We start from the raw sequence: 13,975 nt of genomic DNA on the forward strand, positions 1-13,975 counted from the left end.
AAGCGTAGCGCATCACAGAAACGTGTGAGTGTTGGCGCGGCTTTTCAAGGCGCTTCGGCGTGGCGCAACAGAGGGCGGGTGACTGTTAGCCTGGCGTAACACCAGGCAGGTGGAATACCAAATTAAGCTCCCTGCTTGCCACGGTATCGCGGACGTAACGCTGTGCGGCCTGCTGAGTGAGGATTTACCGCGTGATGGTCGAAATGGCCCCGCGCGACATAACGGCGCGCGGCGGAGTGAAAAGGTTAGCGGTTTAATAACGTTATTAATGTTGCCAGCGCATATTTTACCGACTGCTCAATCACGCTTTCGCAATCCCCGGCAAAGTGGCGCAGTGCCGTGATCGGCGCTTGCCCTGGTAGCGCCCAGGCAAACCACACGGTTCCGGCCGGCGTGCCATCTTCGCCGCCATCCGGGCCGGCATAACCGGTGACCGCAATCCCGACCGGTTCATGGCTGACCGCGCAAGCGCCTTGCACCATCTCGCTGGCCGTCTGCTCGCTCACCGCCGTCCAGCGCGCCAGCGTTTCTCGTTTGACATGCAACAGGGTACTTTTCGCTTCATCGGTAAACGAAACAAACCCGCAGCCAAAGAAGGCTGGCGTATCGCCTGCGGCGCACAGTGCGGTGGCGATTTGTCCGCCGGTACAGGATTCCGCCGTGGTAACGCGTAGCTGTTTTTGGGTAAGCAACTCACCCAGCTGCGCTGCCAGCATTGGGATAGGCAGGCAGAGCAGCGCATTCATGTTGTTCGTTAAGGTAATGTCTTCATTCATAGGCTATTTTTCGTAAGGTCGGTTGTGACTCGGTAAGCAAAGTATAGCGAGCGAAAAGTCATGATGAGTTTTTGGGAATAATCGAGATATGGCCGTTGCGCTCAAGAATGGCGAATTTAATCTCCGCCAGATCGGCGATGCCCTGGTTATTTCGTGCTGACACCATAATGTCGTCGCGCGTGATATCGGCTTCGCGCATCTTGTTTTCCAGCATTTGACCATTCTCCACTAACACCACCGGTGTGCCGTCGATCAGGTTTTCCGCCCCTTTGACATACTTCTTCAGCGTGCCAAATAAGATATCCACCACCACCAGCGTGATAATGGTCAGCGCCGCGCCGGTCACGGAGAAGTCATTACCGAGTAGCGCTTGTTGCGTGGCTTCACTGATGATCAGCAGCAAAATCAGATCAAAAGAGGTCATCTGTAGCAGCGCCCGGCGCCCGGCGATTTTGAATACCACCATCAGTACCAGATAGATAGCTATCGCGCGTAATACCATGTCCATCGCGTTCTCCTCAGGGCCAGATAAACTGCGTCAGGGTAAGCGGGGGGGCGTTATTCACTGCAATCCGCTGCGTGCTGTTACCGACGCCGAGCGGTGTCAGCCCCAGCCATACGGTCAGCGGTTTATCGGCGGCGGGGCGGGTATATTCCAGCACCAGTTCGCCGCTGCGGCTGAACATGTTGAGCGGTTGTGGTTGCAGGGTGCGGATCTCGAAATCGTGCATGAAATCGCCGCCCAGGGTGAAAGTAATGTGGTTGTCGGCCGTAGCACTGGCGGTTATCTGCATATCCAGATCGCTTTGTAGCCGACCAAAGCGGTCGTACTCGACGGTAAGACGGTGATCGGCGCTGGTCGCCGTTTTTTTGCTCAGCCAGCCTTGTGAAAAGAGCCCGCACAGCCCGGCAATCACAATGGCGATAAGCGCTATCGCCCCCCATTTTTGCACCTGCATTTCAACATGCAGCCAGAAGGGGTTATCTTTCACGGGCCATGTTCGCTCTGCGTCAGCGCTGCTTTTTTTCTCCATACGCCCTCCACGGGTTCGCCGTAAATAACGTAAAGAGTGTAGATGACGGGGGGAGAAAGAGCGCTTCGTCACGCCAGCGCTCTGTGTTGAGATCAGCGCGTAATACGGGGTGTCACGCGCCCGTGCAGCGCCGGGTTGTCGCTTTCGTCTTTCAGTTGCACACCGGTGAGACGGCGCAGAAATGCCTGTTCCAGCAGCCAGGCGAGCTTAAACGCGGCGGCCTCGTAATTGAGCCCTTCCGGGCGAATGTTAGAGATGCAGTTGCGCTCGGATTCAATGCGCTGGCGCGCGGGTTTCCAGGTTAGGTAGACGCCGAGGCTATCCGGCGAGGATAACCCTGGACGCTCGCCAATCAGTATCGCCACCGCTTTACTGCCCAGCGTTTCGCCAATGTCATCGCCAAGCGCCACGCGCGACTGGTGCGCCAGCACGATGGGGCCGAGAGAAATGCCCAGCGTGTCCAGATAGGGCAGCAGGGCGGTGATAAGCCCGACAGACTGACGGTGTACGGCGTGGGAAGAGAGCCCGTCGCCAATCACCAGCAGCAGATCGTGCGCGGGCGGGCGGTGTGCGGCAAGGGTTTCGCGGCTCTCATCACTCAATCGGCGGCCCAGATCCGGGCGGTTCAGATAGATATGCCGGTCGGCAGCGGCACTGTGCGCATCCAGCGTTTTTAAGCCAAGCGCATGGAGTTGTTGCGCCAGGCTTTCGCTGTCGAACGGCTGGTGAATGGCATCACGCGCCTGGGCGTGCGCGAGGCCAAAGTTGAGCACCTCCCGCGTCGGCAGGCTGGCGCCGCTGCGCCCCAGCGCAATGCGGGCATCGGTAAACTCACGCAGCAGTGTCCAGGCATCGGGTCCATTCATGCGTGCGCTCCTTGTGGCATAACGGTCAGCAGCGGGTGGTTAGCGCCGGTCAGGCGCAACTGACCGTGGGTGTCGATAATTTGCATCTTTGTTAGCCACTCGGCGAACTCCGGCGCATGTTTCAGCCCCAGCAGGCGGCGGGCGTAGAGCGCATCGTGGAACGAGGTGCTCTGGTAATTGAGCATGATGTCATCCGCGCCCGGTACGCCAATCAGGAAGGTCAGCCCGGCGGTACACAGCAGCGTCAGCAGCGTGTCCATATCGTCTTGATCCGCTTCAGCGTGGTTGGTGTAGCAGACGTCGCAGCCAATCGGCAGCCCCATTAGTTTGCCGCAGAAGTGATCTTCCAGACCGGCGCGGATGATCTGCTTGCCATCGTAGAGGTATTCCGGGCCGATAAAACCAACCACGGTGTTGACCAACAGCGGGTTAAAATGTCGTGCCACCGCGTAAGCGCGCGCTTCGCAGGTTTGCTGATCGACGCCGTGATGCGCGTTAGCTGAGAGGCAACTGCCCTGGCCGGTTTCAAAATACATTACGTTGTTGCCCAGCGTGCCGCGCTTCAGGCTCAGCGCCGCTTCATGCGCCTCCTGCAATAGCGCCAGGTTGATGCCAAAACCGCTGTTAGCGGCTTCCGTCCCCGCCACCGACTGGAACACCAAATCAACCGGCGCACCGCGTTCAATCAACTGGATGGTATTGGTGACATGCGTCAGCACACAGGACTGGGTAGGGATGTCAAAACGCTCAATGATGTCTGCCATCATGTGGTTGAGCTTTTGCAGTACCGGCAGGCTGTCGCTGGCCGGGTTAATGCCCACCACCGCGTCGCCCGCGCCATACAGCAGGCCATCGAGCATACTGGCGGCAATGCCTTTCAGATCGTCGGTCGGGTGATTGGGCTGCAAACGCACACTGAGATGGCCGGGCAGGCCAATGGTGTTGCGAAAACGGGTGATCACGCTGCATTTGCTGGCGGCGAGGATCAAATCCTGGTTACGCATCAGCTTACTGACGGCGGCAGCCATTTCCGGAGTGATCGCCGGGGCAACATGGCTAAGCGTGGCGGTATCGGTGCTGTCGGCCAGCAGCCAGTCGCGGAATTCGCCCACCGTCAGATGGGCAATCAGGGCAAACGCGCGGCTATCGTGGGTATCAATGATTAACCGCGTCACTTCATCGTCTTCATACGGGATGAGCGGAGAGGCGAGGATCTCGCGCAGCGGCACATCCGCAAGGGCGATTTTCGCCGCCATCCGCTCTTCTGCCGACTGCGCCGCCACCCCGGCCAGCACATCCCCGGATCGCGCCGGGGAGGCTTTCGCCATCAACGTTTTCAGGCTGTCGAACTGATAAGTACGGTGAGCCAGCGTGGTTTTATACATTCCGTCTCCTCAGGAGAGCGCCCGCAGTTGCGGATCCATCTCGGCACGTTCACGCGCGTGCGCCGTTTTACGAAACCACATATAGCCGCCCAGCATCATCAGCGCGAAGATCAGTGCCAGCAGCGTGTTGTACCAGACCATCGCCACCAGGCAGAGCACCGCCATGCCCAGCGCAAACGCGGGGGCATACGGGAACAGGGGCGCCTTAAACGGGCGCTCAAGTTCCGGTTCGCTGCGGCGCAGCTTAAACAGCGCGGCCATTGAGGTGATATACATAACGATAGCCCCGAAAACGGACATCGTCACAATACAGGCAGTGAGCGGCATGCCGCTGATGGTGACCAGCGAGTCGGAGAAAATCGCCGCAATCCCGACCACGCCCCCGGCGAGGATCGCCAGATGCGGCGTGCGGGTTTTGCGGTTGAGGTTTGCCAGGCTTGCCGGCAGATAGCCCGCGCGCGCCAGCGAATAGATCTGGCGTGAATAACCCATAATGATGCCGTGGAACGATGCCACCAGGCCAAACAAGCCTAGCCACACCAGCATATGCAGCCAGCCGCTGCTGTTGCCGACCACTACTTTCATCGCCTGCGGCAGCGGATCGTTAATATTCGACAGCGTGCGCCAGTCGCCAACGCCACCGGCAAAAATCATCACGCCAACCGCCAGCACGGTGAGGGTCAGAATACCGCCGCCGAGTGCACGCGGAATGGTGCGTTTCGGATCTTTAGCTTCTTCCGCTGCCATAGAAGCGCCTTCAATGGCGAGGAAGAACCAGATGGCGAAGGGGATCGCGGCAAACATGCCCGGCAGCGCCAGGCTGCTGAAGCTCTCTGCGCCTGCCCAGCCGTTGGCGGTGAAGTTGCCCCACGAGAAGCCCGGTGCCACCACGCCCATAAACACCAGCAGTTCGAAAATGGCCAGCAGGGTGACAATCAGCTCAAACGTCGCGGCAATGCCGACGCCGAGAATGTTCAGCGCCATAAAGATGAGGTATGCGGCGCACGCCACCCATTTCGCATCCAGCGACGGGAACTGCACGTTCAGGTACGCGCCAATCGCCATTGCGATAGCCGGAGGTGCGAAAACAAACTCGATTAAGGTGGCAAAACCGGCAATAAACCCGCCCGTTGGCCCAAATGCGCGGTACGCGTAAGCGAAAGGGCCACCGGCATGAGGAATGGCAGTGGTTAGCTCGGTAAAACTAAAGATAAAGGCGCAATACATCGCGGCAATTAACAGTGCGACAATCAAGAAGCCGAGCGTGCCGGCCTGTGACCAGCCATAGCTCCAGCCAAAATACTCCCCTGAAATCACCAGCCCGACGGCAATGCCCCACAGACGGAAGCTGCCCAGTGTTCTTTTTAGTGTTGTTTGTGTGCTCATGCTTTACTGCCTCGCCATTGAATACAGTTAGCAGTAAAGGTGCAAAGGCGGTGCCAAAAGATATATTCCTTTATTAATTAATTGGTTAAATAATTATGGCTTTGAAATGATGCATGGCTTGCACCGTGGCAGATCGAATTCTGGTGCAGGCTGCCCTGCAATGGTGAAACTGGCGAATATGCTGCTTAAGGTGAAATTAATTGCCGACGGATTAATAAAAAAAGGCGATAGCCCGGTTTCTGGAAATGTTATAGGGAATAACTGGAAATTTAAATCCGACTATTCTTAACCCTTTTTTGTCATATCAGGCTTTAATTAAAGTGATGATATGTTATTTTAATGGCGTAATTCACAATAACTTAACATGTTGATTTTACAGCGTGATTTATTTCTTTTTTTGTGAGGTGCAACACATATCATTAGCGTAATAACCTGATGTTAAATCTAATCCGGAATAATGGGTTGACCTGAATTGTCTGGCACTTTAGTTTGACACAATAATTTTCAGCCAAACCCAGGATGATATTTAGCAAAGGAGGACGTCATGGCCTGGCGACCCATTTTATATGTCATTTTTACCGACAACCCTCGTTTAAATAGCCGACGAGCACAGTTGCGGCTGGTGCATGGCTGACAGGATCCGTTAAAAAGCCGTCACGCATAACGCGACGGCTTTTGTATTTTGTGCAGGTTTACGTTATGCCGTTTCTGTTTCCGGCTGCGGCAGATGCGCAGCAATATAACGCTCGTAGCGGTTCGCTTTCAGGTGCGTTAAATCCACCAGCACCAGGCCATCCACGCAGTTGTTGAAATCCGGGTCGCAGCCGAAATCAATAAATTGCACGCCGCCTGGCTCACACAGTTCGGAATATTGTTTATACAGGGGCGGAATGCCGCAGCCCAGGTTTCCCAGCAGCGATTTCAGCCGCGTCAGATCTTCGGTGTAGTCATCGCCGGTAAACTGCGCCAGCACTTCCGGCATGCTGGCAGGCCACGGGCGGCGCGATGACGCCAGCGGCCAGGTTGCCGGGAACCACAGGCGGTAGAACGCCACCAGCAGATCGCGCGCCGCAGGCGGCATACCACCGGAAATAGAGACCGGGCCAAACAGGTAGCGATACTGCGGATAACGCGCCAAATAGGCACCAATACCCGACCACAGATAATCCAGCCCGCGACGTCCCCAGTAGCGTGGCTGAATAAAGCTGCGCCCCAGTTCGATGCCGTGGCGCAGCACATCTGCCATGCGATCGTCGTAATGGAACAGGCTGTAGCTGTATAACCCTTCGACGCCGCGCGCCGCCATTTGCTGCGCGGTTGGCATAAAACGGTAAGCGCCGACAATTTCCAGATCGGCCTCATCCCACAAAATCAGATGCAGGTAATCGTCGTCATATTTATCCGTATCACGACGTTTACCGCTGCCTTCGCCCACCGCGCGGAAGGCGATTTCACGCAGTCGCCCCAGTTCGCGCAGCAGCGGCGCATCTTCCTGCCCTTTACGCTGCCACAGATAGATGACCTTGCCATCAGCGGTGCGGCCGAGGCATTCGGCGTTGTTAAGCTCCCGGCGCAGCGTAATGCGCTCTTCCGGACGTGCGATGGCACACTCGGTTTTGAAGGGGCCGGGCAATCCCTTGCCAAGACGCAGGACATGTTTGCGACACTTATCGGCCAGCTCGCGCGGCGCGAGCTGCGGCGTGTGCCAGCTGTCCCAGGGAATACGTTCACCGATTTTAATCGGCAACGCGCTGTCGCGCCGGCGAAACATCTGCTGCATAAGCAGTAAAAAGGGCAGCGTTTCAGAGACCATCGCGCTGGCGTAGAACAAGGCGCTGTTGCGCGCGTCAATCCATACCGGCAGTAGCGGGGTGCGGAATTTGCTGGCCAGTTTAATAAACCCGGCGTGCCAGCCTTTGTCGCGAATGCCTTTGCGCGTCAGGCGCGAAACTTCCCCGGCCGGGAAGAAGATCAACACGCCGCCGCCTTGCAGATGGTTTTCCATTTGCTGCAAGGAGGATTTACGCGTACGTCCACCCATGTTATCCACCGGAATAAACAGCGAGCTGAGCGGCTCAAGGTGCGTCAGCATGCGGTTGGTGACCACTTTCACATCGCGGCGAACGCGGGAAACCGCGTACATCAGCGCCAGCCCGTCGAGCGTGCCTGTCGGATGGTTGGAAATGATGACCAGCGGGCCATGTTCAGGGATTTGTTCGAGGCAGTGAGCGGGAACGGTGCAGCGGATTTGTAGATGTTCGAGTACTTGTTCCACCATATCCAGCCCTTTCAGGTGGGGGTGGCGCGCGGCGAACTGCTGAAACTCTTGCTCATAGAGCAGGCGTCTGAGCAGATTTTTTTGCCAGGGTGCTGGCCTGGCCTGTGGCCAGAGATCCTCAAGTACATTGTCGAGACTAAACATGGTGATTCCTCCTCCCGTCTTGCCGATGACAGTAAAGGGCGAAGATGACGCTTACATTTCATTACAATGAATAAATGACACTTTAAAGACGCGAGGAGAATCAGAAGCAAAGGCAAAAAAAAGCGGGCCAGGCCCGCTTCGTTCAGAGGATGCCGCGTTCGGCGAGATCGAGGGCGAAATAGCTGAAAATCAAATCCGCGCCGGCGCGTTTAATCGCACCCAGGCTTTCCAGTACTACTTTGTCTTCATCAATCGCGCCTGCCTGAGCGGCAAACTTGATCATCGCGTATTCGCCGCTTACCTGATAAGCGCCCAGCGGCAGCTCGGTACGCTCGCGGATATCACGCAGGATATCGAGATAAGCGCCAGCCGGTTTCACCATCAGGCAATCTGCGCCTTCGGCCTGATCGATTAGCGACTCGCGAATCGCTTCGCGACGGTTCATCGGGTGCATCTGATAAGTTTTACGATCGCCTTTCAGTGCCGTGCCCGCTGCTTCGCGGAACGGACCGTAGAAGGATGAGGCGAATTTAGTCGAATAGGACATGATCGCGGTATCGGTAAAGCCCGCCGCGTCCAGCGCCTGACGGATCGCCTGCACCTGGCCGTCCATCGCCGCCGATGGCGCGATGAAATCGGCGCCTGCCGCGGCGGCAATCACCGCTTGTTTACCGAGGTTAATCAGGGTGGCGTCGTTATCCACGCCGTGATCGCACAACACGCCGCAGTGACCGTGCGAGGTGTATTCGCAAAAACAGGTGTCGGACATCACCACCATTTCCGGCACTGTCTCTTTGCAGATGCGCGACATCCGCGCCACCAGGCCGTTTTCCTGCCAGGTATCGCTGCCGGTCGCATCGGTGTGATGCGAAATACCAAAGGTCATCACTGAGCGGATCCCGGCCCTGGCGATGCGTTCGATTTCGCGCGCCAGATACTTTTCCGGAATGCGCATCACGCCCGGCATAGCGGCGATAGCTTTGTAATCGTCGAGCTCTTCTTCAACAAAGATCGGCAACACCAGGTCGTTTTTGCTCAGTGTTGTCTCTTCAAACATGGCGCGCAGCGCAGGCGATTTGCGCAGGCGGCGGGGGCGAGTAATTAAATCGGTCATGGTATGCCTGATGTTTGTGGAACAGATGGCGGCATTGTAGCCGAAAAGGCGGCGGGCTGTTTTACCAAAATCGCTGTTAAAAGGGGAAGGCAGGCGGCAAACCGCCTGCCTTTTGCCGCATCAGGAGGCCGGGACCACCAGCGGCTTATTGTTGCTCAGCTCGCTGACCAGGTCGTTCGCGCCGTCGCTCATGCTGGTAAAGCGCGTCAGCGGTGAACGGGTCATCACCACAAAGACGCCGACGTTATGCTGCGGCACCATCGCTATATAGGTGATGAAACCGCCACCGCCGCCGGTTTTCTGGATGATGCCAGGGTGGCCGTCTTTCGGTGCCATATAGACCCAGCCAAGACCCAGCGCGTCGGCTTTGCCAGGAACATCCATGCCAATCACCTTGGTGAGCTGATTACGCGGGTAGATCAGCGTTTGCATCCGATCGGCCTGGCTGTTGCGGGTATAGAAATCGGACGAGAGGAACTGCTGCATCCAGCGCATCATATCGCCCGGCGTGGAGTAAACGCCGCCGCTGCCAATCGCTGCCAGCGTGTTATCGCACGGGCTGGCGCCTTTTTCCGCTACCATCAGACGCTTGCACTGATCCGGCGACGGCGTAAAGGTGGTGTCTTTCATCCCCAGCGGGCGGGTTATCTGCTCTTCAAATAGCTGCGGATAGGGTTTTCCGGCCGCCTGAGAAAGCGCATCGGCCAGCAGGTCAAAGGCCAGGTTGGAGTAAGACGCCTGCGCGCCCGGCGCGGTTTTTAGCTTCGCGGTGGAGAGCCAGCTCCAGCGCTGTTCGCGCGTTGGCCAGACAAATACCGAGCGGTGCGCCGCGCCACCAGGCTGCTCACGCGGCAGGGCGCTGGTATGGGTCGCGAGGTTAACCAGCTTGATCGGCGTGCCTTCGTAGGTCGGTACGCGCGCGCCAGGTGGCGCATATTTGCTTAATGGATCGTCAAGACGCACCCGGCCCTGATCGAGCAGTTTCACCAGCATTTCGCTGGTCATCAGCTTGGAGAGCGAAGCAATACGGATAACCGAATCCAGCTGCGGGCGCACATTATTGCCCGGACGGGTTTCACCAAAACTTCTGAACACGCGCTGGTTACCGTCGATGACCACCATTGCCATCCCGGTCGCACCGCTACCGTAATAGATGTGGTTGGCGTAACGATCGACAATGTCAGAGGCAAATACCGGATCGGGAGATTGTTGCGCCGCACGGGCGCTGGTCATACTCAGCGTGCAGAGCAACGCGGAGAAAAGCAGACAACGTTTCAACGAAGGGGATCCATATAAGAATGGGAACGATAGAGGATATTTATACTACCCGGCGATTCGATGCAAAGCACCAATAAGCGTGTTATTTCGCCCTAATACGTAACGATGGGTAAATATGAAATTTTTTCCCTATGACTCTGGTGTAAGGCGGCTGTGATAACCTCTTTCTTTCCCACACTCAGGAGTCAGGTAATGGCAAGTCAACGGGTAGTGATGGTGGTGGATATGCAAAACGGCGTGTTTGCCACAGAGCGTATTCAGCGTGAGCAATGCGTGGCGCGTATTAATCAACTGACCGCGGTAGCGGATACGGTGATTTTTATTCAACATGCCGAGGCTGGTGGGCTGGAAGAGGGCAGCGACGGGTTTGCGCTTCTGCCGGAGCTGACGCAACCGGCGAACGCGCTGTATGTCACCAAAACTGCCTGCGACGCGTTTTATCACACCACACTCGAAAGCGTGCTGCATGAGCATGACATTCGCGCTTTTGTGATGTGCGGGTGCGCCACCGATTACTGCGTGGATACCACGCTGAAAAACGGCGCCAGCCGTGGTTACGCCATTACCGTCGCGCAAGATGCGCACACCACGGCGAATCGCCCGGCGGCGCAGGCCACGGTGTTAATCGATCACTATAACGAGGTGTGGCGCACGTTAACGGTGCCGGGCAACCCGGTGTTAGTGAAACCCGTCGAAACAATTCTTCACGAATGGCAAACGAACTAAGGCGTTAAGCTCAGGTCAGATTTAACCAGACGGCGCCGCATTTCGCGGCGCTTTTTTTGTCGCGGCCCATTCAGGGGCTTACACACAGTGATGCACAGCATTTGTCGTAAATAATAAGAAGTGAGCAGGAGAGCATTATGTTTAAGTCCTTCTTTCCGAAACCGGCGTTGTTCTTTTTGTCGGTGTTCATCTGGACCGCGATTACCGTGGTTTTCTGGCAGGCCGGTGGTGAAGCATGGTTGATGCGTCTCACCGGTGCGTCTGCGGATGTGCCGATTAGCGCCGCGCGTTTCTGGAGCCCTGGCTATCTGTTGTTTTATGCCTACTATCTGCTTTGTGTCGGCGTGTTTGCGCTGTTCTGGTTTACCCTCTCGCCGCATCGCTGGCAGCGCTGGTCGATTCTCGGCACCGCGTTAATTATCTTTGTGACCTGGTTTTTGGTGGAGGTGAATGTCGCCATTAACGCCTGGTATCAGCCGTTTTACGATCTTATCCAGACCGCACTCAGCGCGCCGAACAAAGTCAGCATTCATCAGTTGTACAGCGAGATTGGCGTGTTTTTGTGGATCGCACTGATTGCCGTAACGGTGGCGGTGCTCAATAACTTTTTCGTCAGCCACTATGTGTTCCGCTGGCGCACGGCGATGAACGAATACTATATGGCGCACTGGGAGCGTTTGCGCCATATCGAAGGCGCAGCGCAGCGCGTGCAGGAAGACACCATGCGTTTCGCCTCGACGCTTGAAGATATGGGCACCAGTTTTATTAACGCTATCATGACGTTGATTGCTTTTTTGCCGGTGCTGGTGGCGTTATCGCCGCATGTACAAGAGATACCGGTGGTCGGGCACATCGCTTATGGCCTGGTGATTGCCGCCGTGAGCTGGGCATTGCTCGGCACCGTGTTGCTGGCGTTTGTGGGCATCAAACTGCCGGGCCTGGCGTTTAAAAACCAGCGCGTGGAAGCGGCTTACCGTAAAGAGCTGGTCTACGGCGAAGATGATGCCGGTCGCGCCAGGCCGCATACCGTTGCAGAGCTGTTCGCCGCCGTGCGCCGTAACTATTTCCGGCTCTATTTCCACTATATGTATTTCAATATCGCCCGTATCCTGTACATGCAGGTTGATGTGGTGGTTGGCCTGATTGTGCTGTTCCCGACGATTGCCGCCGGGGCTATCACTTTCGGTCTGATGCGCCAGATAACCAACGTGTTCGAGCAGGTGCGCAGTTCGTTCCAGTATTTGATCTCTTCCTGGACGACGCTGGTGGAGCTGATGTCTATCTACAAACGTTTACGCAGTTTTGAGCGTGCGCTGGATGGGCAGGAGATCCAGACTGTGCCCCATACTTTTGGTTAACACAAGGAACGTTATGGTTTACGTCCCCCGTTTTGGCTGGTTGCTGGCGACGTTGATTCTCGCCGGGTGTAGTACGCAGGGCACGCTTTCGCAAAAGGAAGCCGAAGCTGAAAAAGAAAAAGCGCTTGAACAACAGCAGAACAAGCCGATGGATGTCGCAAGCGTGGTGCGGCGAACCATTCCCGCCAGCGTGAAAGATCGCGAAGGCTGGGCGCAGGATCTGGCGACAACCTTTAGCAGCCAGAAGCTGTCGCCGACGCTGGAGAACATCTGTTCGGTGCTGGCGGTGGCGCAGCAGGAATCCAATTACCAGTCTGATCCGGTGGTGCCGGGGCTGAATAAAATTGCCTGGAAAGAGATCGATAAGCGCGCCGAGCGGATGCACATCCCAACGATGCTGGTGCATACCGCGCTGAAAATCCCGTCGCCGAACGGTAAAAGCTACAGCGAACGGTTGGACAAAGTGCGCACGGAAAAAGAGCTCAGCGCCATTTTTGATGACTTCATTGGCATGGTGCCGATGGGGCAGAAACTGTTTGGTTCGCTCAACCCGGTGCGCACCGGCGGGCCGATGCAGATTAGCGTCGCCTTTGCTGAGCAACATACGGATGGTTATCCATGGAAAATGGAAGGCACCGTACGCCAGGAGGTCTTCAGCCGCCGCGGTGGATTATGGTTTGGCACCTATCATCTGCTCAATTACCCGGCCAGTTACACCGCATCCATCTACCGTTTCGCCGATTTCAACGCCGGGCTGTATGCCAGCCGTAACGCGGCGTTTCAGAACGCCATCAGCAAAGCGACCGGCGTGAAACTGGCGCTCGACGGCGATTTGATTTTATACGGCAGCAGCGATGCGGGTAGCACGGAATTAGCCGTGCGCAAACTGGGCGCTTCGCTGGGCATGAGCGATCGTGATATCCGTCGGCAACTGGAGCGCGGAGACAGCGACAAGCTGGAAGAGACCAAACTCTATCGCGAAGTTTATCGGCTGGCCGAGAAGAAAAGCGGCAAACCATTGCCGAGAGAGGTACTGCCGGGGATCAAGCTGGAAAGCCCGAAGATCACGCGCAACCTGACAACAGCATGGTTTGCGAAGCGCGTCGACGATCGTCGGGCCGCCTGCATGGCGCAGAACTAGCGCGAATGGTGGTGTCGCCAGCGTAAGATAAGGAAGATGACGCCGAGCAGGGCGCTTCCCGCGAGGAAAGGCACAAGACCGAAAATCGTGCCGACGCCCATTCCCATTTCTACGTGCGGGCGGGTGGTGTCCTGCACTTGCATCAGATGCTCGAACACGCCCGGTGCATGCACCAGCAGGTTCAGCAGCTGCGCACCCGCCCAGAAGCAGAGTAGTACGAATACGGCGTAAGCAATATTACCCGGTCTGGAGGTGTCACGTTGTTTTGCGCCCTTAAAGGGTTTTGACATAGTAAAGTCAGCCATAAGACCTCCGGTACTCTTTACTTTTTAACGCTCGATGTAGTTGGCGCGTGGCCTCAACTGACGGTAATTTTGGCAGTTGTACCGCTTTGTCAACATCAGAATGGTGATAATTTCGCCCCGGGAATGATTCCAGTTGGATGATTTTTGCCGATGCTCACATTTCTGTAACGTTTTAATTACCTTG

Annotated in this window: 13 protein-coding genes; 3 read left to right on the forward strand and 10 right to left on the reverse strand. The window is 56.5% G+C overall.

The genetic code is table 11. The annotated features are described in order from the left end of the window. Positions 1–245: 245 nt before the first annotated feature. From RT644_RS22990 to ampH, 9 genes are all read right to left on the reverse strand, one after another. Positions 246–776 (reverse strand): 2-oxo-tetronate isomerase, encoded by a 531-nt coding sequence (locus tag RT644_RS22990; protein WP_020456704.1) that lies wholly within the window; start codon positions 774–776, stop codon positions 246–248. A gap of 58 nt (positions 777–834) precedes the next feature. Further along, a complete protein-coding gene (locus tag RT644_RS22995; RefSeq protein WP_017458803.1) occupies positions 835–1,284 on the reverse strand; it encodes a DUF421 domain-containing protein in 450 nt (149 codons plus the stop codon). A gap of 10 nt (positions 1,285–1,294) precedes the next feature. Beyond that, entirely contained in the window at positions 1,295–1,810 is a 516-nt protein-coding gene (locus RT644_RS23000; protein ID WP_020456705.1) for a hypothetical protein, read from the reverse strand. A gap of 92 nt (positions 1,811–1,902) precedes the next feature. After that, complete coding sequence (gene eutC, locus RT644_RS23005) at positions 1,903–2,676, reverse strand: ethanolamine ammonia-lyase subunit EutC (RefSeq protein ID WP_097406320.1); 774 nt, start codon at positions 2,674–2,676, stop codon at positions 1,903–1,905. Further along, a complete protein-coding gene (locus RT644_RS23010) occupies positions 2,673–4,061 on the reverse strand; it encodes an ethanolamine ammonia-lyase subunit EutB (RefSeq protein WP_269231600.1) in 1,389 nt (462 codons plus the stop codon). Before RT644_RS23010 ends, eutC begins: the two co-directional genes overlap by 4 nt. 9 nt (positions 4,062–4,070) lie before the next feature. Further along, positions 4,071–5,447 (reverse strand): ethanolamine permease, encoded by a 1,377-nt coding sequence (eat, locus tag RT644_RS23015; protein ID WP_313628282.1) that lies wholly within the window; start codon positions 5,445–5,447, stop codon positions 4,071–4,073. 697 nt (positions 5,448–6,144) lie between these two features. Further along, positions 6,145–7,869, reverse strand: a complete 1,725-nt coding sequence (locus tag RT644_RS23020; protein ID WP_020456710.1) for a lysophospholipid acyltransferase family protein — start codon at positions 7,867–7,869, stop codon at positions 6,145–6,147. 142 nt (positions 7,870–8,011) lie between these two features. Further along, positions 8,012–8,983, reverse strand: a complete 972-nt coding sequence (hemB, locus tag RT644_RS23025; protein WP_160271115.1) for a porphobilinogen synthase — start codon at positions 8,981–8,983, stop codon at positions 8,012–8,014. A 120-nt stretch (positions 8,984–9,103) separates the two neighbouring features. Continuing rightward, positions 9,104–10,261 (reverse strand): D-alanyl-D-alanine-carboxypeptidase/endopeptidase AmpH, encoded by a 1,158-nt coding sequence (gene ampH / locus RT644_RS23030; protein ID WP_160271114.1) that lies wholly within the window; start codon positions 10,259–10,261, stop codon positions 9,104–9,106. 192 nt (positions 10,262–10,453) lie between these two features. Between ampH and RT644_RS23035 the strand changes: the two genes are divergently transcribed. From RT644_RS23035 to RT644_RS23045, 3 genes are all read left to right on the forward strand, one after another. After that, positions 10,454–10,987, forward strand: a complete 534-nt coding sequence (locus tag RT644_RS23035; protein ID WP_313628287.1) for an isochorismatase family protein — start codon at positions 10,454–10,456, stop codon at positions 10,985–10,987. Between the two features lie 137 nt (positions 10,988–11,124). Continuing rightward, positions 11,125–12,345, forward strand: a complete 1,221-nt coding sequence (gene sbmA / locus RT644_RS23040; RefSeq protein ID WP_313628289.1) for a peptide antibiotic transporter SbmA — start codon at positions 11,125–11,127, stop codon at positions 12,343–12,345. Between the two features lie 13 nt (positions 12,346–12,358). After that, positions 12,359–13,486 carry a DUF1615 domain-containing protein gene (locus RT644_RS23045; RefSeq protein ID WP_313628291.1) on the forward strand — a complete coding sequence of 376 codons (1,128 nt, stop codon included), beginning with the start codon at positions 12,359–12,361 and terminating at the stop codon, positions 13,484–13,486. On the opposite strand, the gene RT644_RS23050 is transcribed toward RT644_RS23045, so the two are convergent. After that, on the reverse strand, positions 13,483–13,791 hold the full coding sequence (locus RT644_RS23050; RefSeq protein WP_017458815.1) for a DUF2755 family protein: 309 nt from the start codon (positions 13,789–13,791) through the stop codon (positions 13,483–13,485). The two genes, RT644_RS23045 and RT644_RS23050, sit on opposite strands and share 4 nt — an antisense overlap. Between the last annotated feature and the right edge of the window lie 184 nt (positions 13,792–13,975).

It is taken from the genome of Kosakonia sp., from assembly GCF_032104925.1.
Taxonomy (GTDB): Bacteria; Pseudomonadota; Gammaproteobacteria; order Enterobacterales; family Enterobacteriaceae; genus Kosakonia.